Source organism: Polaribacter gochangensis, assembly GCF_046224025.1.
In the GTDB taxonomy this organism is placed as follows: domain Bacteria; phylum Bacteroidota; class Bacteroidia; order Flavobacteriales; family Flavobacteriaceae; genus Polaribacter; species Polaribacter gochangensis.
Genome location: NZ_JBJXRF010000004.1, coordinates 46,525 through 71,865 on the forward strand (window position 1 = coordinate 46,525; position 25,341 = coordinate 71,865).

A 25,341-nucleotide genomic window follows, 5' to 3' on the forward strand; every position below is an offset into this window, starting at 1 on the left:
ATGAAAGCATTTATAAATAATATTGGCTACGAATTTAATTCTGGAGAAACCATTTTAGATTTTGTAAGAAGAATTGAAAACAATAAAGATGCAATTCCGACCATGTGTCAAGATGATCGTTTAGAAAATTTTGGTTCTTGTAGGGTTTGTTCAGTAGAAGTTGCTCGTGAAAAAGACGGTCTAACTAGAACCATGGCTTCTTGTCATACTCCAGTCGGAGAAGGTGTATACATTTATCACAATACAGATAAAATGAAACGCCTTCGTAAAAATATTGTGGAGTTAGTTTTAACAGATTACCCATCTGATAAAGTCTTTCCTCCTGAAAACAAAAAAGCAACCCCTTTTCAAGAAACGATTGCTCAAATCGGGATTCCGAATGTACGTTATCCAGAAGGTTCAAATCATTTGGATATTGAAGTAGACAGAGCGCATCCATATATAAAATCAGATTTATCACAATGTATCAACTGTTTTCGTTGTGTTAGAGCTTGTGAAGAAATTCAAGGAGAAATGATTTTAGGAATGTCTGGGCGTGGTTTTGCCACCAATATTATCAAAGGATTTGATACTTCATTTGACGAGTCTGCTTGTGTTTCTTGTGGTGCCTGTGTACAAACGTGTCCGACTGAAGCATTGACAGATAAATACGAAACAAAAACCCTAATTGCTGATAAAACAGTAAGAACAACCTGTACCTATTGTGGAGTTGGATGTCAATTAGACGTTTCAGTAATTGATGGAGAAATCAAAGGAATTCAAGCTCCAGAAACTGCTGAAGTTAATGAAGGTCATACCTGTTTAAAAGGACGATTTGCTTTTGAATTTTACAATCATCCTGAGCGTTTACGCGAACCGATGATAAAGAAAAACGGCAAGTTTGAAGAAGTAACTTGGGATGAAGCTTATGATTATATTGCAACTAGATTAATTGACATCAAAAATAAATACGGAGCAGATTCGATTGGTGGAATTTCATCATCAAGAGCTACTAACGAAGAGAATTATTTAATGCAAAAAATGATTCGTGTTGCTGTTGGAACCAATAATATTGATGGTTGTGCGCGTGTTTGCCACGCTCCTACTGCTTGGGGAATGCAACAATCATTCGGAACTGGAGCTGCCACAAATTCTGTTGAAGATTTAAAACAAGCCGATGCAATCTTTATGTTTGGAGCAAATCCGATTAAAGGTCATCCAGTAACAGGAGCAAAAATTAAGCAAGCGTTTATGAAAGGAGTTACCTCAATTGTGGTAGATCCTATCAAAACAAAATTAGCCGAATTAGCCGATTATCACTTACAAATTAGACCAGGAACAAATGTGGCAATTTTAAATATGCTGGCGCATTATATTGTGAAAGACAATTTAGTTGATAACAACTTTATCACCTCATTCACAGAAAAATACGAAGAATTTAAATCTCATGTTGAAAACTTAAACATGGATGAACTTTCTGTCTTAACCGGAGTTGACAAAGAATTGGTTCGCAATGCTGCTCACGCATACGCAAAAGCAGAAAGAGCTATGGAGTTTCATGGATTAGGAGTAACAGAGCATTTTCAAGGAAGTAAAACAGTAATGCTACTTTCTAACCTAGCAATGATGACAGGTAATATTGGAAGAAGTGGTGTTGGGTTAAATCCGCTTAGAGGTCAGAACAATGTACAAGGAGCTGCAGATATGGGCGTACAACCACATCAAGGAGCTGGTTATTTAGATGTTACAAAATTAGACATTCAACAATATTATGCTGATAAATATGGTATTGAAAACATGCCAACTACCAATGGTTTAAAGATTCCAGAAATGCTAGATGCAGCAATTGATGGAAAAATTAAAGCTTTGTACATTATGGGTGAAGACACGATTATGACAGATCCAAACACCAATCATAGTATCAAAGCATTTGAAAATGTAGATTTGATTGTTGTTCAAGAATTATTTATGACAGCAACTACAGAAATGGCGGATGTTATTTTACCAGCATCATCCTATTTTGAGAAAAACGGAACCTTTACAAACGGAGAACGAAGAGTGCAACGCGTCAACAAAGTAATTGACCCAATTGGAAACACAAAACCAGACGGACAAATTATTATTGATATGATGAGTCGCTTGGGCTATGACCAACCAACAGGATTGACTTATGACGCAGCAAAAGTCATCGAAGAAATTGCTGATGTAATTCCGTTTATGAAAGGCTTATCTTGGGAACGTTTAGGTGAAAATGGATTGCAATGGCCAATTAATGAAGATGGAACCGATACAAAAATGTTACATATTGATGGTGCCTTTAAAAAAGGAATCGGAACTTTTCATCATTTTGATTTTGAAGAATCACCAGAAATAACAACACATGGGAAAAAATTCCCTTTCATCTTAACTACAGGAAGAGAATTAGAGCATTACAATTCTGGAACGATGACACGCAGAACCGACAATCAGAAAATATTAGCAAAAGACGTGTTAGAAGTGCATCCAAAAGATGCGATTAGAAAAGGAATTGAAGACAACGAAACAGTTCGAATATTTTCTGATAGAGGAAGTGTAGAAATTCCGATTAAATTTTCAAAAAATGTAAAACGTGGCGTGTTAAGAACAACTTTTCATCAACCAGAAGTATTTATTAACATTATCACTGGAAGTGTTGGAGATCAAGAAACCATGACACCAGAATATAAAGTTGTAGCAGTAGATTTTGAGCGAATATAATTTAAAAAATAAATCGTTTTTCAAATACGAAGGAATTCTTGTTTCGAACAAAAAACAACAAAAAGTTTCTGACGGAATCGTTGTAGAAGCTGCTTTGCAAATCAACATTAATAATGAATCCTATACGGTGGTGATGAGAACTCCTGGAAATGATTTTGAGTTGATAAGAGGTTTGTTGTATGCAGAAGATATTTACAAAGGAAAGGAGAATTTAATTTTTGAAATTATCAAAGAAGAAGGCAACGGTTTTTCGATTATAAACACCAACATTCCGAAAAAAAAATTAGGAAAAGGCTACTTAAACAAACGCACCTTATTGTCGGTTTCTTCTTGCGGAATTTGTGGAAAACAAGAATTAGATGACATCGAGTTAAAAGGTGAAACATTAAAAAGCAAGCAATTATTTTCTTCGGATCAAATTAAAGAAATGTCAAAAAAAATGACTTCTTTACAAGATACTTTTAAACAAACTGGCGGAAGCCATGCTGCTGCCGTTTTTAATAAAAAATACGAAATCCTTTCTTTAAAAGAGGATATTGGTCGTCATAATGCAGTTGATAAAGTTGTAGGTGATCTCATTCAGACCAACAAATTATCAAAAGCATATTGTATGTTGGTAAGTGGTAGAGTTTCTTACGAAATTGTTTCAAAAGCTTTTTTTGCGAAAATCGGGATTATCGTTGCTGTTTCTGCTTGCTCTAGTTTGGCTATCGATTATGCAAAAGAATTTGGAATTTGCTTAATTGGTTTTAGCAGAACTAATAAAATGACTATTTATGCAAATCCAACAAAAGTTATCTAATTTTAAATGAAAAAAATAGTTGTTTTCCTATTATTTTGTACCTATTCACAAGTACTGTTTTCTCAAGAAAAAGAAAGCATTCCAACTAAATTTACACAAAACGGATTTGCGAACTTAGATTATATTTCCGTAAAAATGCCAAATGATGAAGATGGAAATCCTGAGATAAATATGGGTTTAACAGGAATACATTACAATCTTTTAATAAACAAATCTTTATATGCTGGTTTGGGTTTTTATGGCTCTGTAAACGGGCAACGTGGTGGCTTATTTACACTTGGAATGAATCTTGGAATTAAAAAAAATATTTCTAAAAATTTATTTATTGATGCGGGTTTTCATTTTGGCGGTGGTGGCGGAGCTTCTGCTCCTGATGGTGGTGGTGCATTTATTTTACCGCATCTCAATTTTGGATATCAATTCAAAAAAATTTCAACAACGTTGGGTTATAGTGCTATCAACTTCATAGACAAAGGAAATATTACTAGCAATCAATTTAGAGTAGGAATTCAAATTCCTTTATCATATGATTATGTTCCTTTTAAAAACAAAGAACACTCTTTTTCAACAGAAAAATTAAAAAACACCAAGTGGAATCAATTTTCAAAACGGATTTCATTACAATTTCATGTAGATAATTTAAGTCCATATGGAGATTCTCAATTAACAGATTACACTTCATTAAAAGGTAAAACGATTCGTTTAGCAGGGTTTGAAATCACTTCATATTTCTCCAATAATTGGTTTGCATATTTTAGAGCTGACGGTGCTTTCCATGGAATTCAAGGTGGATACATGGATTTATTTATTGGAACGGGTTATCAGTTTTCCATGAATAAAAACAGCACTAATATTCTAACAAAATTTGCTATTGGAGCTGGCGGTGGCGGTGGCGTAGATTCTGGTGGTGGTATTTTAATTTATCCAGATATTTCTTTAGAACAAAAAGTCTATAAGAACATTTATTTATCAATTAGTAAAGGGTATTTATTAAATCCAAATCAACATTTTACAAGTTCAACATTAAGTTTTGGTGTAAAGTACTATGCAAATCAACAAGGAATCAAACAGAAAAATAACACCTATTTTAATTCTTCAAAGTTTAAGGGAATAGAAGTTTCTATCGGACAAGAATTGTATTTGAATGCACAAAGAATGTTACAACCAACAGAAAATTTACATCAAATTGCAATGCAAATAAATGTGTTTTTAAATAAAAATGTATACTTAGCGGGTCATACTTCATTTGCTAATTTTGGAAACGCTGGTGCTTATGCAGAAGGAATTGTTGGAATTGGATACCAAACAAATTCGTTGCTAAATAATAAAGTTCAAGTTTTTACTCAACTTTTAGCAGGTGCCGCTGGCGGTGGTGATATTAGTACAGGTCAAGGATTAATCATAAAACCAAGCATCGGATTTAATTATCAGTTAAATAATAAATTGAGCTTTAAAACTTCTATCGGTAGGGTCAAAGCTAACGGTGGCCGTTTAAATAGCACAAGCTTAAACGTAGGTGTAAATTACAGGTTTAGCATTTTAACAGCTAATTAACAGTTATATATAATTTAGGACTTTAAAATATTTTATATTTATTGATTATAAAAATTTCAACTAATAAAAACTAACTTCATGAAAAATTTAAAACTTTTAGTAGCGTCGCTTCTACTGATTGTTTCTTGTAAAACAGAAACCAAAAAAAATGATGACACTATGTCTGCCGAATTACTAGCAAAAGCGAAAGGTATTCACGAAAGAGTGATGACATTAGATACTCATAACGATATTAATGTCAATAATTTTACTGATGAAAAAAATTACACTCAAGATTTAGGAAACCAAGTAAATCTTCCTAAAATGATAGCTGGAGGATTAGACGTTTCTTGGTTTATTGTATATACGGGTCAAGGAGATTTAACAGATGAAGGTTTTGACAAAGCATATAAAAATGCAATTTCAAAATTTGATGCAATTCATAAACTTACCAAAGAAATAGCTCCAGATCAAATTGAATTAGCTGTTACTTCTGCTGATGCAAGAAGAATTTACGCATCAGGAAAAAAAGTGGCAATGATTGGTATCGAAAATGGATATCCTGTTGGAAAAGATATAAAAAGAGTAAAAGAATTTTATGATTTAGGAGCAAGGTACATGTCTTTATCTCATAACGGACACAGTCAATTATGTGATTCTAACACAGGAGAAAGAGATGACAAATGGTTGCATGGTGGCGTGAGTGATTTAGGAAAAGAAGTAATCAAAGAAATGAATAAATGGGGAATTATGCTTGATGTTTCTCATCCATCTAAAGCATCTATGAAAGATATGATTGAGTTAACAAAAGCGCCATTAATTGCTTCACATTCTTCTGCAAGAGCTTTATGTAATCACAGTAGAAATTTAGATGACGAGCAATTAGGTTGGATTAAAGATAACGGTGGAGTTGTACAAACTGTTGCATTTAATTCGTATGTAAATACAGAGAAGCATGCGGCATACAATAAGGCGGCTACTGCTTTTATGGAAGAAATTGCTAAAGAGCAAGGCTTTACAATGATGTCTAGAGCAGACGCTAGAAAATTAGACGAAAAAGCACAAGAAGCTTATTATGCACAATACATGAAAATCAGAAAATTAGCACAAGAAAAAATGGCTGAAAATCCTGATAAATTTGATCCAGTAAATGTTGCTGATTTTGTTGATCATATAGATTATATGGTGAAGAAAATTGGAATTGACCATGTTGGAATCAGTTCTGATTTTGACGGTGGTGGTGGTGTTGATGGATGGAACGATGCATCAGAAACTTTAAATGTTACTGTAGAATTAGTAAAAAGAGGATATACGGAAGCAGAAATTGAAAAACTTTGGAGTGGTAACTTATTAAGAGTTTTAGATAAAGTGCAAGAAGTTGCTCAAAAAATTCAAAACGGAGAAGAAGTTTAATCTCTTTCCTTATAAAATAATGTAAAGCTCGTTTTAAAAAACGAGCTTTATTTTTGCAAAAAATATTGATAATTAGAATTGCTTTCTAATTGATTTTGAATAGTGATATCTAGTTGATGAAAAAAGTTTAACCCTGTAACTTTTTCAATACTATCAATAGAAACACTAAAAGAAGATACATTACTATTTGATTTTTCGTTTTTTAATAAAAATCCAATTCCAAATAGTTCTTCTTTGTGAAACCTAATAATCGACTTGTAATAATAGCGAGGAACTGTAACTTGGCTCTCTCCTATTCTACCTAAAGGGTTATTAAAAACTGGACCTGTTACAACGTATAAAGAATCGCTAATTGAAATCCAGCTTCGTATTTCTTCCTCTAATTTTTTCCATATTCCTCTATTAAATGATGGGTTTTGCGGACTCATATTACTCATATAAAAACTTTCGCTCATCGTTAAATCATTAAATGACATTGTTTTTGCTGGCGCTAAATGTCCTCTGTCATAACCAGAATTCCTATAATCTTTTAAAGTAGAAGAACCTGTTGCTACTTGTAAATCTTCTCTAAAATTATCTTTTCTTTTTACTGAATCATTTATAGAATTTTTAAATAATTTATACGCAGCCCACTCAGCTTGTTCATCTTTTTCGCTATAAGAAAAGCTGTATTGTAGATGATTTACTATTTGATTTTGGGTTGAAGCTGGTTGTATAAAATCGACAAAAACCTTTTTTAAAGGAACAATTGAGTCTACAGTTAGATGTCTTTGTTCTGTTTTTAACGCATTCATATCACCTTTATCATTAGAATAAAAATAATAGGCAACAACACATAAAAATACAATCAATATAAAAAGAAGAATTCGTTTTATCATTAGAACAATATAGATGATAAAAATAAGAAAAGAGCCATTGAAAAAAACAAAAAAACCTTACAAAACTGTAAGGCTTTTTATTATTAAGAAAATATGGTTTCTTGTTTTATAAAATGTTTGAACTCTACAACATATCCATTTGGATCTTTCACAAAAAACGAAATATGCTCTCCATTTTTATCTTTTAAAAAAGCTGTTTTTTCAATGAAGATAGTTTTAGAAGCGTGCAGTTTTTCATAAAGATTAGACCAAATTTCTTTTGATAAAATTACACCAAAATGAAAAGAGGGTAAAATTGTGCCTTCAAATTTGTAATTTTTAAAAGCAAAATTAAAATCCCCAGATTTTGTAAACGTTATTTGATGGTTGTACAAATCAACATCTAACCATTGATTTGTATTTCTGCCTAATTTTGCACCAAGAATATTTATATAGAAGTTTTTTGTACTTTCTATTCCTTTGCAAGGCAACGACAAATGAAATAATGCATTCATATGATATCTGTTTTAAAAATCCTCCTTGGTTTCATCGATGTCATCATTTAACGCAAAATCATCTTCTTCAAAAGAATCTTCATCTTCTGCATAATCTTCCATCGTTTGTTCTAGTCTAGAACTAATTTTAACTAAAAAAACTGTGTCTTCTGTTTTTACTTCTACTGCTTTTATAGTTTCTCCTTTGGCGTTCTTAAAAGAAATTACATCAGAGTAGTCATATCCGTCTGGATACTTCTCTACCAACATATCTAATATGTCTGTAGTTAGCTTTGCATAATCAACTATTACTCGTTTCATTTTAATTTGTTTTTATTGTATGGCATTTAGAAATGTACATGTTTAATTTACATTTCTAATAAATAAGCAAAAATTAATGGTGCAACAATTGTTGCATCACTTTCTATAATAAACTTAGGAGTATCAATATCTAATTTTCCCCATGTAATTTTTTCATTCGGAACGGCTCCAGAATACGAACCGTAACTTGTGGTCGAATCTGAAATCTGACAGAAATAACTCCAAAATGGTGTATCTGGTCTTTCCATATCTTGATATAACATCGGCACTACACAAATTGGAAAATCTCCTGCAATTCCGCCTCCAATTTGAAAAAAACCAATTCCGTTTGCAGAATTATCTGTATACCAATCTGCCAAAAACGTCATGTATTCAATGCCAGATTTCATAGTAGAAGCTTTTAATTCTCCTTTCATTACATAGGATGCAAAAATATTTCCCATAGTTGAATCTTCCCAACCAGGCACAATAATTGGTAAGTTTTTTTCAGCTGCTGCATACATCCAAGAATCTTTAATGTCTATTTCGTAATGCTCTTCTAAAACACCAGACAACAATAATTTATACATGTATTCATGTGGTAAAAACCGCTCATCTTTAGCTTCAGCTTCTTTCCAAATTTTTACAATATGTTTTTGTATTCTTCTAAATGCTTCTTCTTCTGGAATACAAGTATCGGTAACACGATTTAGCCCTTTTTCTAACAAATCCCATTCGTCTTGCGGAGTTAAATCTCTATAATTAGGAACACGTTTATAATGAGAATGTGCAACTAAATTCATAATATCTTCTTCTAAATTTGCTCCTGTACAAGAAATAATATGCACTTTATCTTGACGAATCATTTCTGCAAAAATCTTCCCTAGTTCTGCAGTACTCATCGCTCCCGCTAAAGAAACTAACATTTTAGATCCGTTTTTTAATTGTGCATCATATCCTTTTGCTGCATCAACTAAAGCAGCTGCATTAAAGTGCAAAAAGTATTTTTCTATAAATTCTGTTATGGGTTTATTAGAAGTCATCGTCATCATTTTTAAATTTTGATAATTTACTAAACGGATTGTCAGAATTTACTAAATCATCTGTATCATACGTATCATCATTTGACATAAATTTATAACTTAACATTTTATAAAACAATTTTGCAGCTAAAAAATCTGAAGATTTCTCTGTTGGATTTGGACATAATTCTACCATATCAAAACCAACTACATTTTTTTCTTCAAACACTTTCTTTAAAAATTCTAGCGTTTCGTAATAAAATAATCCTCCTGGTTCTGGTGTTCCTGTTGATGGCATTAATGAAGGGTCTATTGCATCTAAATCAAACGTAATAAATACATTGCTTGTTAATTGATCGATCACATCATCCATCCAACCTTCGTTTACAACCATATCATGCGCAAAGAAAACTTTATCCAAATTCATTACTCTTTTTTCAGAGACATCCATAGATCTGATTCCGACTTGCACCAAATTTGTAGTTTGATTTGCTTCATAAACCGCACAAGCATGATTACAAGTAGAGCCTTCGTATTCTTTACGTAAATCTGCATGTGCATCAATATGCAACACAGATAAATTATCGAAACACTCGTTAAATGCTCTAATGGTACCAATAGAAATTGAATGTTCTCCCCCAAAAAGTGTTACAAATTTATTCTTATTGATATAATACTTTGTTGTTTGATGTACAGCATCTACCATAGCTTCTGGTGATGAATTTTCTGTAATTGCATCTGCTAAATAAACACCTTCTTTGTATACTTCAGAATCGGTTTCTATATCATACAATTCCATGTTCTCTGAAGCGTCTAAAAAAGCTTCCGGTCCTTTATCTGCTCCTTTTTGCCATGTACTTGTCCCATCATAAGGAACAGGGATTAAAACAATTTTTGATTGCTCTATTTTTGAAAAATTTTCAGGGATTCCTGCGTACGTTTTACTAGTTTTCATATCCTAATATTGATAATAATTCTTTACTTTTTTGTTGTTCTTTAAATACTTTGGTTGTAACGTTTCCATTACGGTCTTTGTTTATTAAAATGTGTTTTGGATGCGGAATTAAACAATGTTGTAAACCACCAAAACCGCCAATAGATTCTTGATAAGCACCTGTGTTAAAAAAACCAATATACAAAGGTTTTTCTTTTTCATAAATTGGCAAATAAATGGCATTTATATGTTGTTCAGAATTGTAATAATCGTCACTATCGCATGTTAAACCACCTAATAAAACACGTTCATATTGTCTGTTCCATTTATTAATTGGCAACATGATAAAACGCTTGTTTATTGCCCAAGAATCTGGTAATGTTGTAATAAATGATGAATTAATCATGTTCCAACGTTCTCTATCATTTTGTTTCTTTTGATACAATACTTCGTAGATGGCACCGCCAGCTTCACCAACTGTAAAACTTCCAAATTCTGTAAAAATATTTGGCACAGGAACATCTGCATTTTTACACGCTTCATTAATTTGATTGATGATTTCATCAATCATATATTGATAATCATACTCAAAAGCTAACGAGTTCTTAATAGGAAATCCGCCCCCAATATTTAAACTATCTAACGTTGGGCATGCTTTTTTTAACTTGATGTAAACACTGATACATTTCAATAATTCATTCCAATAATATGCATTATCTCTAATGCCTGTATTGATAAAAAAATGCAACATTTTAAGTTCTACTTGCGGATTATCAGCAATTTCTCTTTCATAAAAGGATACAATATTTTTGTAGCCAATTCCCAATCTACTTGTATAGAATTCAAATTTTGGTTCTTCTTCTGATGCTATTCTAATTCCTACTTTAAACTTCTTGTCTGTTTGTTCTTGAAGCAAGGGTAATTCTTCATAATTATCAATAATCGGAATACAGTTTTTGTGATTTGAGTTTATTAATTCACCAATATTTTCTATGTATTGATTTCGTTTAAAGCCATTACAAATAATAAAAGTATCGTCTTTTATTTTTCCTTCAGCTTTTAAATTTTTAATAATATCTAAATCAAAAGCAGACGAAGTTTCTATATGAATATTGTTTGTTAAAGCTTCGTCAAGAATAAATTTAAAATGCGAGCTTTTGGTACAATAACTATAAAAATAATCTCCTTTATAATTGTGCTTTTTTATTGAAGATTGAAACCAATTTTGCGCCCTTTTAATATTCTCTGATATTTTTGGCAAATAAGTGAATTTTAAAGGCGTACCATATTGTTCAACCAACTTAGCTAAATTTATATTATGAAAAAACAAGTTGTTATTTTCTGTATGAAATTCCTCTTGGGGAAAATCAAAAGTTTGTTCTATTAAATCTGTGTATTTAGTGTTCATTTACTTTTTAAAAAAAATTATACAATTAACCTATCTAATTAGCATCTTATGCTAAGATAAGAGATAACCTCATTAAAAAGAAAATATCACTGTCTTATGTTTAAATACACAACATGCAGTTTAGAAAACTGCTGTATATTTAAAAGAGAAGTGGGAAAAACCAAAATTTTTTCGATGCATTTCCAAAATGCTAAATACTTATTTTCTTCCCAAGAATAAGTACTCACGAAATAAGAAAAATATAACATTTTACTTACTAAAAAGTTTTCAAATGTAATTTATTTTTTGAAATAAAAAAGAAAAATGAAAAAAATTTTAGAAAACAAAAAATCCTTACTATTTCTAGTAAGGATTTAAGTGAGCCCTGAAGGATTCGAACCTTCGACCGCCTCCTTAGAAGGGAGGTGCTCTATCCAGCTGAGCTAAGAGCCCGTAGTTTTTTAGTTGCTACGACAACTATGTCGGGGTGGCAGGATTCGAACCTGCGACCTCCTCGTCCCAAACGAGGCGCGATGACCGGGCTACGCTACACCCCGAGTTTGCAAAATTTTGCGGAGAGACAGGGACTCGAACCCTGGCGACAGTTACCCGTCGACAGATTAGCAATCTGCTCCATTACCACTCTGGCACCTCTCCTTAACAATACTTAAGTATTAATTAAAAATTGCGAGTGCAAATGTAATATTACAAATACAATTTAGCAACCTTTTTTAGTTTTTTTTCATAAAAATTATCCCTAATCAGGATATTCTATTCGTAAGTGATAAATATTCATCAATTTCTTTTTTATTACCTTTTTTATCTTTTCTATTTCTCTAAATGTAATATCTGAATTAATAAATTGATTATCAGATTTTTGCTTTTCTACAATCTTATCAATTAAAACTTCAATAGATTGTGCTGTGGGGTTTTTAATACTTTTTGTAGCAGCTTCTGCAGCATCACAAATCATTAAAATTGCTGTTTCTTTTGAAAACGGAATTGGCCCAGGGTATTGAAATTTTTTAGAATCAACCTGTTCTTCTGGAAATAATTCTTGCTCTTTTTTATAAAAATAATACACCAAACTTGTTCCGTGATGTGTTCTTATAAAATCTATAATTCGGTCTGGCAATCTATTATCTTTTGCCAATTCAATCCCTTTAATTACATGATTGATAATTAAATATGCACTGTCTTTTGGAGATAAATCGTTGTGTGGATTAACTCCTGTAGATTGATTTTCTATAAAATACATCGGATTAGACATTTTGCCGATATCGTGATACAAAGCACCAGTTCTAACCAACATAGAATTTGCACCAATTTCATTTGCAGCTGCTTCTGCTAAATTGGCAACTTGCATTGAATGTTGAAATGTTCCTGGAGCTTTTTCATTTAATTCTCTTAATAATTTTGTGTTTGTGTTTGATAATTCTAATAGTGTTACATCAGAAACTAGTCCGAAAATTTTTTCATACATATAAATAAAGAACAATGATAAAAAGGACAACAATCCATTTGCTGAAAATAACATAAAGTAATCCCAGTTTATTTGCGAAGCATTTCCTTCTTTGATAATAGAAAAAGCTAAATAGGTAATCATATAAATTAATGTAATCTGCCCGATTGAAATAAACAAACTGGCTCTTTTATACAGGTCAGAAACGGTTAAAATAGTGACCATTCCGGCTATTATATGTAAATAAATAAACTCGAAACTATTTGGTACGATAAAGCCTAATAACAATACGGTTAACACGTGTGCAAACAATCCTAATCTAGCATCAAAGAAGGCTTTTAAAACAATTGGCAAAATACTTAATGGCACAACATACAAATAGTCTGAATTGTACTTAACAACCAAGGTTTGTATTAAAACCATCAGAAAAACGTTGAAAAAGATAAATGTAACTTTATTGTTATTACTATAAATTTCTGGCCTGTATTTTTTTAGAAAAAGTAACAACATCAGCAAAGCCAATGAAACTAAAATTGTGTAACCACAAACAATCCACAAGTAATTTGACTCTGTCCAGACCTTAGATTCTGATTCTTTTTTTAAGGAGTTTAAGATGGCAAATTTTCTTCCTTCTACAATATCACCTTTTAAAATAATGAGCTCTCCTGAAGTAACCAAACCTCTTGTGTAGGAAATATTTTTAAATGATTCTTCTAATGCCTTCTGTGTAAAACTTACATCATAACTAACATTTGGTTTTAGCACCTCCAACAAAGTATTTAACAGTTCGTTTTCTGAATAACTCAATGGAGAACTGCTTATATTTTCTGTAATTAATTGCAGTACTTCTTTATAAACCATTAGTTTATTATAAGCAATTTCTTCAACTACATTGTTTTTACGCAGGTAAATAATTTCATTTTCATTAAAAATTTTCCCTTGACTTGCTTCATCTATAAAACCGTACTTATAAACCTTATCAATCACAAAATTTCCAACTGAAATTAAACGCAACATTTGTTTTGAATCGATAGAATCGTTTTCTTGAATATAATTTATTTTAGAAGTAAATGCTGTTTTAATTTCTAAAACGGTAGTCGTATTAAACTCAAAGTAGTGTTTATTATTTCTTTTAATTTGCAATTTTTCTTGATTGATCTCATCTTCACTTTTCTGAATAGAAAAATCAAAAGTTGCATATAAATTATCGTATTGCCATGGTTTTCCTTTGTTAAAATCGTACTTAAACTGTCCGCCTTTCGGAAACAAATACACAATAGAAACTACAGCTATTAAAAACAGCAATACTTTATAAACTATTGCATTGTTCTTATATACTTTATTAATAAAATTACTCATTCGTTTACTTTTAGCTGCTTAAAAAACATTTACAAACTTACTTTAAATAGTTTCTTCATCAAAAATTAGATTTAACTTTATTCTTTGTGTAAGAAATGCGCTCCTTATATTTTATTGCTCACAATAAAATAGTTATTTTCGCAATATAAATAGTAATGTACAAAACATTTAAGATATATAGATATGAAAGAAGTAGTAATTGTATCAGTAGCTAGAACTCCAATTGGAAGTTTTATGGGAAGTTTATCTTCTATTCCTGCTCCAAAATTAGGCGCTGTTGCCATAAAAGGTGCTTTAGATAAAATCGGTTTAAACCCAGCGTTGGTAGAAGAAGTATTTATGGGAAATGTTGTTTCCGCCGGATTAGGACAAGCTCCTGCGAGGCAAGCAGCCATTTTTGCAGGAATTCCAAATACAGTTCCTTGTACAACTGTTAACAAAGTGTGTTCTTCTGGAATGAAATCTATTATGTTAGCAGCTCAAACTATTGCTTTGGGTGATGCAGAAATTGTGATTGCAGGCGGAATGGAAAATATGAGTATGATTCCGCATTACCAACACGCAAGAAATGGTTCTAAATTTGGGCCAATTAGCATGGAAGATGGAATGCAAAAAGATGGTTTGGTTGATGCTTACGAAAAAGTTGCAATGGGAGTTTGCGCTGATGAATGTGCAACTGAATATGATTTCTCAAGAGAAGATCAAGATGCTTTTGCGATTGAATCTTACAATCGTTCGGCAAATGCATGGAAAGAAGGAAAATATGCAGATGAAATTGTCCCTGTAGAAATTCCTCAACGTCGTGGAGAACCCGTTACTTTCTCTGAGGATGAAGAATATAAAAACGTGAAAATGGAGAAAATTCCTGCTTTACGAGCAGCTTTTACAAAAGGTGGAACCGTTACTGCCGCAAATGCATCAACAATTAATGATGGTGGAGCAGCATTGGTTTTAATGTCTGCAGAAAAAGCAAAAGAATTAAACCTTACTCCGATTGCTAAAATTAAAGGATACGCAGATGCAGCGCACGAACCAAAATGGTTTACAACTGCACCAGCAAAAGCATTACCAAAAGCGTTAGCAAAAGCAGAAATTTCAATAAATGATGTTGATTATTTTGAATTAAACGAAGCGTTTGCTGTTGTTGGTTTAGCCAATATGAAAATTTTAGGATTGTCTTCTGACAAAGTAAATATAAATGGTGGAGCAGTATCTTTAGGACATCCTTTAGGAGTTTCTGGAGCAAGAATTGTTATTGCTTTAACGTCTATTTTAAAACAAAAGAACGCAAAAATTGGTGCAGCAGCAATTTGTAATGGTGGTGGTGGCGCAAGTGCAATGGTTATTGAAAAAATATAATTTTTTAATTCAAAACTTATAACTCAAAACTAACAACTTGTTATACGGCATTTGTAATTTAAGTATTGTTCCTTTAAGGCTTGAAGCTTCAGATGAATCTGAAATGGTTTCTCAGCTTCTTTTTGGCGAGCATTTTAAAGTGTTAGAGAAGAGAAAAAATTGGAGTAAAATAAGGATCCATTTTGATTCTTGCGAAGGTTATATTGACAATAAACAGTTTGAAGAAATTGCTGAAGAAACCTATTTAGAATTGTCTAATTCTAAAGCAACATTATCTGGTGAACTTATCGATTTTATGACCGAAGAAAACGGAAGTTTATCTACCATACCAATAGGTGCAACACTGCCATTTTTCAGCAATAAAAAAGTTTTTATAGGCGCTAAAGAATATTCATATGAAGGTGCTATAATCAATAAAAAATTAGAGAAAGAATACATTTTAAAAACAGCCTTTTTGTTTTTAAATACACCACATTTTTGGGGAGGAAAAACGCCGTTTGGTGTTGATTGTTCTGGATTTACACAACTAGTTTATAAGCTTTGCGGTTATCAATTACTAAGGAGCGCAAAAGAACAAGCAACTCAAGGAGAGGTCTTAAGCTTTATTGAAGAAAGCGAACCGGGAGATTTGGCTTTTTTTGATGATAACGAAGGTAACATTACGCATGTAGGAATTGTAATGAAAGACAATTACATTGTTCATGTACACGGAAAAGTTAGAATTGATCGATTAGATCATAGTGGAATTTACAACGTTGATACTAAAAGGCATACCCACAAACTCAGGGTAATAAAAAAAATTATTTAGCATAAAAAAACCGAAACAGATGTTTCGGTTTTTTTATTTGATTTCGTTAAAGCTTACTCTAACGTTGCTAATACTTTTCTTAACTCAGAAGCTTTGTCAGTCATTTCTAACTGTTCATACACTCCAATTAAAACACGTACAGTTTCTGAACTTCTATCAGCTTTATCAGCTTTTATTAAAATAGGCAAAACCTTGTTAAACAATTTTTTACGCTCAGCTTTATATTTATTATAATTTTCAGTATCAGATATTGGTAAGTCATTCATTTTTGTTACCAATTCTGTATCTTTTAAAATAAGAGTATTTGCCAACATCCAATTTGCTTTTGGAAAATCAGATTTAAGCTCTAAAGCCTTTGTAAAATAATGCTCTGCTTCCTCAATATTTTTAGCATTATAATTTACAATTCCGATATTAAAGAATAATGTTGGGTTGTTTGGATCTTTCTTTGCAGCTTCTTTCATTAATTCAGCAAACTTTTCTGGCTGATTTAAATCATTATAAATAAAAGCCTCTGACTTTAACAATTCTAAATTATCTGGCTCAATTTTACGCAACTCTTGTATTAGAGCAATTGCCTCATTAAACTTTTTCTGTCTAGTTAAAATAGTAACTAAGTTTTTTAAAATATCATTTCTTTTTGATGGAGAATTAGTAATAGAATTATTGATGTATTTACCAGTTTTCATCATTAAATTCATTTCCGCTTTAGAATTGAAAGTAATTTTTTTATTTGTTTCTTTATCAATCGCTCCATATACTTTCTTAACACCTGTATAACCTAAATCTTTTAACTCTTTGTAATATACAAATGAAGCATCTAAATCTTGTGCCTGTAATGCTAACTGGGCTGCATTAGACAAAAACAATGTGTCTTTTTTATCTAAAGTATATCTTAAATAAAATGTTTTCGCAGCTTCTTTATAATTTTTTGCATCATTTAAAGCAAAAGCTTTTTTATTTACCTCTTCTTTTAAAGTGTTTAATAATGGTAATGCATCATCTGAATAACGTTCTCTTCCTGTAGATTTTTCAAATTCAAATAATTCATTATAAGCTTTTGCAGCTTTTTCATAATCTTTTTTTCCTCCAAAAGCTTGACCTTTTAAGAAGTAAAACTTAGATTTTAGTTTATCATCTGCATTTGCTATTAAACCTTCTGCTGAGTTAATCGCTGTTATTGCTGTTGTAAAGTCTTGTTTTTTTATAGCTTTTTCTGCTGTTTTTAACTCATCTTTTTGCGAAAAAGCTGTTACTGTAAACAACCCTAACGCTACTAATAATATTTGTTTTTTCATTCTAATAAATTTTTAATCGTCTTTTTTTTATTCTTGACTTTCGGCTGAGGTATTGTCAACTTCTGTGCCAGTTTCATTTTCGTCTATTTCTTCTTCTTCCTCGTGCTGTACTTTTGCTACAGCAGCAATGCTATCAGAATCTTTAATATTTATCAATCGAACTCCTTGAGTTGCTCTTCCCATTACTCTTAAATCAGAAACAGCCATTCTAATTGTGATACCAGATTTATTAATGATCATTAAATCATCTTCATCTGTAACATTCTTAATAGCCACCAAATTTCCTGTTTTTTCTGTAATATTCAAAGTTTTTACACCTTTTCCTCCTCTATTTGTAATTCTATAATCTTCTAGATTAGATCTCTTACCATATCCTTTATCCGAAACAACTAAAATATTACTTTCATCGTCATTCACTGCAACCATTCCAATAACCTCATCATTTTCATGTTGAAGTGTAATTCCTCTAACTCCAGATGCAGTTCTTCCCATCGGACGAGTTTTACTTTCTTCAAAACGAATTGCTTTACCTGATTTTAAAGCCAACATTACTTGACTTTCTCCGTTTGTTAACTTCGCTTCTAGTAATTCATCACCTTCTTTAATAGTAATTGCATTAATTCCATTTGTTCTTGGACGAGAATATTGCTCTAAAGACGTTTTCTTAACCTGACCTTTTTTAGTGGCCATGATAATATAATTGTTATTGATGTATTCTTCGTCTTTTAAATCTTGTGTTACCAAAAATGCTTTTACTTTATCGTCTTGTTCTATGTTGATCAAATTTTGCATTGCTCTTCCTTTGGTGTTTTTGCCACCTTCAGGAATTTCGTAAACTCGCATCCAGAATACTTTTCCTTTTTGGGTAAAGAATAACATGTATTGATGGTTTGTACCAACAAATAAATGTTCTAAGAAATCTTCATTACGAGTTGTTGCTCCTTTTTGACCTCTTCCCCCTCTATTCTGAACTTTATATTCATCAAGATTTGTACGTTTTAAATATCCTGCATTAGAGATTGTTACAACAACTTGAGTGTCTGGAATCATATCTTCAATACTCATATCTCCACCAGCATATTCAATATGAGAACGACGTGCATCACCATATTTATCTCTAACAGCAATTAATTCGTCTGTAATAATTTGATAACGTCTTACTTCATCACCTAAAATATCTTTTAAATCAGCGATTGTTTTCATGATTTCATCAAACTCAGCACGCAATTTATCTTGCTCTAAACCTGTAAGCTGACGTAATCGCATTTCTACAATTGCTTTTGCTTGAATTTCTGATAATTCAAAACGCGTAATCAAAGCTTCACGAGCATCATCTGCATTTTTAGAAGCTCTGATAATTTTAATTACTTCATCTATATTATCAGAAGCAATGATTAACCCTTCTAAAATATGAGCTCTCGCTTCTGCTTTTTTCAATTCAAATTCCGTTCTACGAACAACAACTTCGTGTCTGTGCTCAACAAAATAATGAATTAATTGTTTTAAGTTTAATTGCTCTGGTCTACCGTTTACCAATGCAATATTGTTGACACTAAATGATGTTTGTAAAGAGGTATATTTATACAGTTTATTTAAAACAATGTTTGGTATTGCATCGCGTTTTAAAATGTACACAATACGCATTCCGTTTCTATCAGATTCATCTCTAATATTTGCAATTCCTTCTAACTTTTTATCATTTACTAATTCAGCAGTTTTTTTAATCATTTCTGCTTTATTAACTTGATACGGAATTTCTGTAACGATAATACATTCACGTCCTTTAACCTCTTCAATGATAGCTTTTGCACGCATAACAATACGTCCACGACCTGTATGAAAAGCATCTTTAACACCTTCGTAACCATAAATGATTCCGCCAGTTGGAAAATCTGGAGCTTTAACGTGCTGCATTAACTCATCAATTTCAATATCTCTATTATCTATATAAGCTAATGTTCCGTTTACAACTTCTGTTAAATTGTGTGGCGCCATGTTTGTTGCCATACCTACAGCGATTCCAGAGGCACCATTTACTAATAAATTCGGAATTCTTGTAGGTAACACAGTTGGTTCAAGTAAGGTATCATCAAAATTTAAACGATGATCAACTGTATCCTTTTCAATATCAGACAACATGTCTTCAGAAATCTTTTGCATTCTAACCTCGGTATAACGCATTGCTGCTGGGCTATCTCCATCTACGGAACCAAAGTTTCCTTGTCCATCAACCATCATGTAACGAACGCTCCAATTTTGAGCCATACGCACCATTGAATCGTACACAGAAGTATCTCCGTGGGGATGATACTTTCCTAATACTTCTCCAACAATTCTTGCTGATTTTTTATAAGAACCTGTAGCTTTAATTCCTAATTCATGCATTCCGAACAAAACTCTTCGATGCACTGGTTTTAAACCATCTCTTACATCTGGTAATGCTCTTGAAACAATAACCGACATTGAATAATCAATGTACGCAGATTTCATTTGTTCCTCAATATTAATCGGGATCAATTTTTCTCCGTCTGTCATAAATATTTATGTATTAATTTTTATACTAATTTCTTAAACGAGCAAGATACACTTTTTTACCTTTTTACTCAAAATAAAACTGGTTCCGATTACCTAGAGTTATCAACATTTTTTAATATTTTTCAACAAGGTTTATACGGTTGATTTTCAACTGTTTCTAACCCTATTTTTAAAGACAATTTGACAATTATTTTAAACTGGCACTTTTTTTGTAATTTTTTCATAAAAAATCTACTAAATTTACAATTAGATATACAAATATATGGACGATAATTTTTCACCAAGAGTAAGAGATGTAATCACCTTTAGTAAAGATGAAGCTTTACGTTTAGGTCATGATTTTATTGGAACAGAGCATTTACTATTAGGCTTAATTAGAAAAGGAGAAGGAAAAGCAATTGACATAATGACTGCTTTTGATGTTGATTTGGAATTGATGCGCAAGAAAATTGAAAAATTAAATCCTGCCGCAATTAGTTTTACGGATGTTGGAGAAAAGAAAAAAAGCTTGCATTTAACAAGACAAGCAGAAAAAGCTTTGAAAACAACTTTCTTAGAAGCTAAATTATACCAAAGCGAATCTATTGATACTGCGCATTTATTGTTATGTATTTTAAGGAACGAGAATGATCCTACAACAAAGCTATTAAACAAAATGTATATTGATTACGATCAAGCAAAAGCTTTTTACAAACAATTACATACCGATGATCCAGAAATTTCAATAAATCCAATTGCAGAAACACCTTCTGATGATGAGTTTAGCGAAGAAAAAGCAAATCCTTACGGACAACAACCACAAAAAGGAGCTGCTGCTGCAAAAAAATCTAAAACTCCAGTTTTAGACAATTTTGGTAGAGATTTAACTGCTTTAGCAGAAGCAAACAAACTAGATCCTGTAGTTGGAAGACAGAAGGAAATTGAACGAGTTTCTCAAATATTAAGCAGAAGAAAGAAAAACAACCCAATGTTAATTGGAGAACCTGGAGTTGGAAAATCTGCTATTGCAGAAGGATTGGCATTGCGAATTGTAAACAGAAAAGTTTCTAGAATTTTATTTGACAAACGAATTGTCTCTTTAGATCTTGCAAGCTTAGTTGCTGGCACAAAATACCGTGGTCAGTTCGAAGAACGCATGAAAGCGTTGATGAACGAATTGGAAAAAAATGAAGACATCATTTTGTTTATTGATGAAATTCATACGATTGTTGGCGCTGGAGGAGCAACGGGTTCTTTAGATGCATCAAACATGTTAAAACCTGCGTTGGCTCGTGGAGAAATTCAATGTATTGGAGCTACAACTTTGGATGAATTTAGAACAAACATCGAAAAAGATGGCGCTTTAGAACGTCGTTTTCAAAAAGTAATTGTAGAACCAACAACAGTTGAAGAAACCATTCAGATTTTACATAACATCAAAGAAAAATACGAAGAACACCATAATGTTGATTTTACAGACGATGCCATTGAAGCCTGTGTAAAATTAACCAACAGATATATGACAGATCGTTATTTACCAGACAAAGCAATCGATGCCTTGGATGAATCTGGTTCACGAATTCATATTACAAATATTGTGGTTCCGCAACAGGTTCTTGCTTTAGAAGCTGAACTAGAAAGTATTCGTTCTAATAAAACAAAAGCGGTTAGCGGACAAAAATATGAAGAAGCAGCAAAACTAAGAGACGATGAAAAAAATATTGAATCTGCTTTAGAATCAGCACAAAAACAATGGGAAGAAGATTCTAAGTTAAATAAAGAAATTGTTACTGAAGATAATGTTGCAGAAGTTGTTTCTATGATGACAGGTATCCCTGTAAATAGAGTTGCCGAAGCAGAAAGCAGTCGTTTAAGCGAATTGCCAAACCTTATCAAAGGAAAAGTTATCGGTCAAGACGAAGCTGTTACCAAAGTTGTAAAAGCGATTCAGAGAAATAGAGTTGGGTTAAAGGACCCAAATAAACCCATTGGTTCATTTATCTTTTTAGGGCAAACCGGAGTAGGGAAAACACAATTGGCAAAAGTTTTAGCCAAAGAATTATTTGATTCTGAAGATTCTTTAATTAGAATTGACATGAGCGAATACATGGAGAAATTTGCTATTTCGAGATTGATTGGAGCACCTCCAGGATATGTTGGTTACGAAGAAGGCGGACAATTAACTGAAAAAGTAAGACGCAAACCGTATTCTGTAGTTTTACTTGATGAAATTGAAAAAGCGCATCCAGATGTGTTTAATATGTTGCTTCAAATTTTAGACGATGGTTTTATCACAGATAGTTTAGGAAGAAGAATCGATTTTAGAAATACAATTATTATCATGACTTCTAATATTGGTGCCAGACAATTAAAAGATTTTGGAGCAGGAGTTGGTTTTGGAACTTCATCTAAAGTTGCCCAAGCTGATGAACACGCAAAAGGAATTATAGAAAATGCGTTAAAGAAATCGTTTGCACCAGAGTTTTTAAACAGAATTGATGATGTGGTTGTGTTTAACGCATTAGAAAGAGAGCAAATTCATTTAATCATTGATATTGAACTTGATAAATTGTTGCACAGAATCTCTGATTTAGGCTACACATTAAAGCTAAGCGAAAAAGCCAAAGATTACATAGCAGATAAAGGGTTTGACAAAAAGTACGGAGCAAGACCGTTAAAAAGAGCGATACAAAAGTATATTGAAGATGCTTTAGCCGAAGAAATTGTTAACTCTAAGTTGTCAGAAGGAGATACTATTGTCATGGATTTAAATGCTAAAGACAATTCGTTAACAATTAAAATTAAAAAAGCAAAAAAAGCACCCAAAGAGGAAAAAGAGGAAAAAGAGGAAAAAGAGGAAAAATAAAAACAACTAAAAACCGAGCTTTAAGCTCGGTTTTTTTTATGAAAAATATAACGTTAAAATCAATAAAAAGAAGACAATCATTTTCTTATATTTGCATCCAATTTGAAACTTCGTATCAATGAAAAAAATCACACTACTCTTAATTGTATTTACAACCTTAATTTCCTGCAAAAAAGAAACACCCGGTTTTGTCACTTTTTCTGGACAATTTACGAACATGAGTAAAAAAGATAGTCTCTTTTCTATAAAAAGTAATGACTACTCTAAAGACATAAAGATAAATGCAGACGGCACTTTTAAAGATACACTTCACATAAAAAAAGCTGGTTACTACACCTTAGTTATCGATAATAAAAATTACGGCTTTGCATTTTTAAGAAATGGTTTTGACTTAAAATTAACAGCAGATAACAATTCTTTTTTTGAAACAACTACATATTCTGGAAAAGGAGCAAGTACAACCAACTATTTGCTTGATCAGTACAAATACAATTTAGCCTTAGGTAACACTAACAAGTTGTTTATGTTAGAAAAAGACGCTTTTTCAAAAGCGTTAAACAATATTAAATATAGTTATGACAGTTTAAAAAAACTTCATGGAGATATCGATACCATGATTGTTAGAATTAACAATCAACAAAACAAGGAGCTTTTTAGCTTGTTAGAAAAAAATTATGATTCTCAACACGAAAAAGTTTTGCAACAACTTAGAACAGAAGAATTATTAGGAAAAGGAAAACCTTCTCCGAAATTTAATAATTATTTAAATTATAAAGGTGGTAAAACATCTTTAGATGCTTTTAAAGGGAAATATGTATATATTGATGTTTGGGCAACTTGGTGTAAACCTTGTCTGGTGCAAATTCCTTTTTTAAAGAAACTAGAAGAAAAATATGCTCGCAAAAAAATTGAATTTGTAAGTATTTCTACTGACAATGCTGCCACAGCCGGATCTTGGGATAACGCATTATCGAAATGGAAAAAAATGGTAAAGGATAAAAGTTTATCTGGTGTTCAATTATATGCAGGAAAAGACACAAAATTTATGGAAGATTACCAAGTTTATGGAATTCCTAGATTTATATTAATTGACCCTAATGGTAATATTGTAGAGGCCAATGCTCCAAGGCCATCTGACCCAAATTTAGAAATTCTTTTTAAAGAGCTAGGGATTTAATTTCCTCAAAATAAGTCATAAAAAAAAGCAGGATTTTCTTCCTGCTTTTTTTATTTATACTACTTTTTTTATCCTTTGAAAACTCCCATTTTAGAGTATTTATCCATTCGTTGCATCACCAAATCAGTTTCATTTAATTCTTTTAATTCTTTATAAGATTCTAGAATTACTCTTTCTACTTCTTTAAAGGTTGTTTCTCTATCAGAATGTGCACCTCCTAAAGGTTCTTTAATGATTCCGTCTACAATTTTTAATTTAATTCCGTCTTCTGCAGTTAATTTCAAAGCTTCTGCTGCTTGTTCTTTATGCTCCCAACTTCTCCATAAAATTGAAGAACAGTTTTCTGGAGAGATTACAGAGTACCAAGAGTTTTCTAGCATTAACACCTTATCTCCTACTCCAATCCCTAATGCTCCACCAGAAGCACCTTCACCGATAATGACTGTGATAATTGGAGTTTTTAATCGCGTCATTTCTAAAATATTTCTTGCAATCGCTTCTCCTTGTCCGCGTTCTTCTGCTTCTAATCCTGGATAAGCACCTGGTGTATCAATTAATGTAATTACAGGAATATTAAATTTCTCTGCCATTTTCATCAATCGCAACGCTTTTCTATATCCTTCCGGGTTTGCCATTCCGAAGTTTCTATATTGACGCGTTTTTGTATTGTATCCTTTTTGCTGACCAATAAACATAAAAGATTGATCGCCAATTTTACCCAAGCCGCCAATCATTGCTTTATCGTCTTTCACACTTCTATCTCCATGTAATTCCATAAAAGTATTTCCGGCTAACGCTTTGATATAATCTAACGTATAAGGTCTATTTGGATGACGAGATAATTGTACTCGCTGCCATGCAGTTAAATTTTTATAAATTTCTTTCTTTGTTTTTTCTAGTTTCTTTTCAATTTTCTTACAAGTTGCGGTAACATCCACCTCACTCTCTTCTCCAATAACCTGACATTTTGTTAATTGGTCTTCTAGCTCTTTAATTGGCTGTTCAAAATCTAAATATTCCATATATAAGTTGGTTAATTTT

Annotated in this window: 18 protein-coding genes and 3 tRNA genes; 8 read left to right on the forward strand and 13 right to left on the reverse strand. The window is 32.0% G+C overall.

Annotated features, from left to right (window positions below):
* The 4 genes from fdhF to ACEWL1_RS10610 all read left to right on the forward strand — a co-directional run bounded on the left by fdhF (position 1) and on the right by ACEWL1_RS10610 (position 6,463).
* On the forward strand, positions 1-2,715 hold the full coding sequence (gene fdhF, locus ACEWL1_RS10595) for a formate dehydrogenase subunit alpha (RefSeq protein WP_409233280.1): 2,715 nt from the start codon (positions 1-3) through the stop codon (positions 2,713-2,715).
* Complete coding sequence (gene fdhD, locus ACEWL1_RS10600) at positions 2,702-3,517, forward strand: formate dehydrogenase accessory sulfurtransferase FdhD (RefSeq protein ID WP_409233281.1); 816 nt, start codon at positions 2,702-2,704, stop codon at positions 3,515-3,517. The genes fdhF and fdhD overlap by 14 nt, the downstream gene beginning before the upstream one ends.
* A 6-nt stretch (positions 3,518-3,523) precedes the next feature.
* On the forward strand, positions 3,524-5,071 hold the full coding sequence (locus tag ACEWL1_RS10605) for a hypothetical protein (RefSeq protein ID WP_409233282.1): 1,548 nt from the start codon (positions 3,524-3,526) through the stop codon (positions 5,069-5,071).
* 78 nt (positions 5,072-5,149) lie between these two features.
* A complete protein-coding gene (locus ACEWL1_RS10610) occupies positions 5,150-6,463 on the forward strand; it encodes a dipeptidase (RefSeq protein WP_409233283.1) in 1,314 nt (437 codons plus the stop codon).
* Positions 6,464-6,510: 47 nt separating this feature from the next.
* Here ACEWL1_RS10610 and ACEWL1_RS10615 read toward each other — a convergent pair whose 3' ends face one another.
* The 10 genes from ACEWL1_RS10615 to ACEWL1_RS10660 all read right to left on the reverse strand — a co-directional run bounded on the left by ACEWL1_RS10615 (position 6,511) and on the right by ACEWL1_RS10660 (position 14,278).
* The gene (locus ACEWL1_RS10615) at positions 6,511-7,341 is read right to left on the reverse strand and encodes a DNA/RNA non-specific endonuclease (RefSeq protein ID WP_409233284.1); all 831 of its coding nucleotides are present in this window, start codon (positions 7,339-7,341) and stop codon (positions 6,511-6,513) included.
* An 83-nt stretch (positions 7,342-7,424) separates the two neighbouring features.
* Positions 7,425-7,835, reverse strand: a complete 411-nt coding sequence (locus tag ACEWL1_RS10620; RefSeq protein WP_409233285.1) for a VOC family protein — start codon at positions 7,833-7,835, stop codon at positions 7,425-7,427.
* A gap of 12 nt (positions 7,836-7,847) precedes the next feature.
* Positions 7,848-8,135 carry a hypothetical protein gene (locus tag ACEWL1_RS10625; RefSeq protein WP_409233286.1) on the reverse strand — a complete coding sequence of 96 codons (288 nt, stop codon included), beginning with the start codon at positions 8,133-8,135 and terminating at the stop codon, positions 7,848-7,850.
* Between the two features lie 47 nt (positions 8,136-8,182).
* Entirely contained in the window at positions 8,183-9,157 is a 975-nt protein-coding gene (locus ACEWL1_RS10630) for a deoxyhypusine synthase family protein (protein ID WP_409233287.1), read from the reverse strand.
* Positions 9,147-10,091 (reverse strand): agmatinase, encoded by a 945-nt coding sequence (speB, locus tag ACEWL1_RS10635; protein ID WP_409233288.1) that lies wholly within the window; start codon positions 10,089-10,091, stop codon positions 9,147-9,149. Before speB ends, ACEWL1_RS10630 begins: the two co-directional genes overlap by 11 nt.
* Positions 10,081-11,478: a type III PLP-dependent enzyme domain-containing protein gene (locus ACEWL1_RS10640; RefSeq protein WP_409233289.1), complete on the reverse strand. Its 1,398-nt coding sequence runs from the start codon at positions 11,476-11,478 to the stop codon at positions 10,081-10,083. Before ACEWL1_RS10640 ends, speB begins: the two co-directional genes overlap by 11 nt.
* Before the next feature lie 358 nt (positions 11,479-11,836).
* Positions 11,837-11,910: transfer RNA gene (locus ACEWL1_RS10645), tRNA-Arg, on the reverse strand.
* 29 nt (positions 11,911-11,939) lie between these two features.
* Positions 11,940-12,014: transfer RNA gene (locus ACEWL1_RS10650), tRNA-Pro, on the reverse strand.
* A 16-nt stretch (positions 12,015-12,030) separates the two neighbouring features.
* Positions 12,031-12,114, reverse strand: a tRNA-Ser gene (locus ACEWL1_RS10655).
* Between the two features lie 100 nt (positions 12,115-12,214).
* Entirely contained in the window at positions 12,215-14,278 is a 2,064-nt protein-coding gene (locus ACEWL1_RS10660) for an HD family phosphohydrolase (RefSeq protein ID WP_409233290.1), read from the reverse strand.
* Positions 14,279-14,461: 183 nt separating this feature from the next.
* On the opposite strand from ACEWL1_RS10660, the gene ACEWL1_RS10665 reads away from it, so the two are divergent.
* On the forward strand, positions 14,462-15,637 hold the full coding sequence (locus tag ACEWL1_RS10665; protein ID WP_409233291.1) for an acetyl-CoA C-acyltransferase: 1,176 nt from the start codon (positions 14,462-14,464) through the stop codon (positions 15,635-15,637).
* 37 nt (positions 15,638-15,674) lie between these two features.
* Complete coding sequence (locus ACEWL1_RS10670) at positions 15,675-16,445, forward strand: C40 family peptidase (protein ID WP_409233292.1); 771 nt, start codon at positions 15,675-15,677, stop codon at positions 16,443-16,445.
* Between the two features lie 53 nt (positions 16,446-16,498).
* Here ACEWL1_RS10670 and ACEWL1_RS10675 read toward each other — a convergent pair whose 3' ends face one another.
* Positions 16,499-17,743, reverse strand: coding sequence for a tetratricopeptide repeat protein (locus ACEWL1_RS10675; protein ID WP_409233293.1), 1,245 nt, complete (start codon positions 17,741-17,743; stop codon positions 16,499-16,501).
* Between the two features lie 27 nt (positions 17,744-17,770).
* On the reverse strand, positions 17,771-20,278 hold the full coding sequence (gyrA, locus tag ACEWL1_RS10680) for a DNA gyrase subunit A (RefSeq protein WP_409233294.1): 2,508 nt from the start codon (positions 20,276-20,278) through the stop codon (positions 17,771-17,773).
* Positions 20,279-20,540: 262 nt separating this feature from the next.
* Here gyrA and ACEWL1_RS10685 point away from each other — a divergent pair, with 262 nt between their 5' ends.
* Positions 20,541-23,123 carry an ATP-dependent Clp protease ATP-binding subunit gene (locus tag ACEWL1_RS10685; RefSeq protein ID WP_409233295.1) on the forward strand — a complete coding sequence of 861 codons (2,583 nt, stop codon included), beginning with the start codon at positions 20,541-20,543 and terminating at the stop codon, positions 23,121-23,123.
* 118 nt (positions 23,124-23,241) lie between these two features.
* Complete coding sequence (locus ACEWL1_RS10690) at positions 23,242-24,300, forward strand: TlpA family protein disulfide reductase (protein WP_409233296.1); 1,059 nt, start codon at positions 23,242-23,244, stop codon at positions 24,298-24,300.
* 68 nt (positions 24,301-24,368) lie between these two features.
* On the opposite strand, the gene ACEWL1_RS10695 is transcribed toward ACEWL1_RS10690, so the two are convergent.
* Positions 24,369-25,322, reverse strand: coding sequence for an acetyl-CoA carboxylase carboxyltransferase subunit alpha (locus ACEWL1_RS10695; protein WP_409233297.1), 954 nt, complete (start codon positions 25,320-25,322; stop codon positions 24,369-24,371).
* Positions 25,323-25,341: the final 19 nt, after the last annotated feature.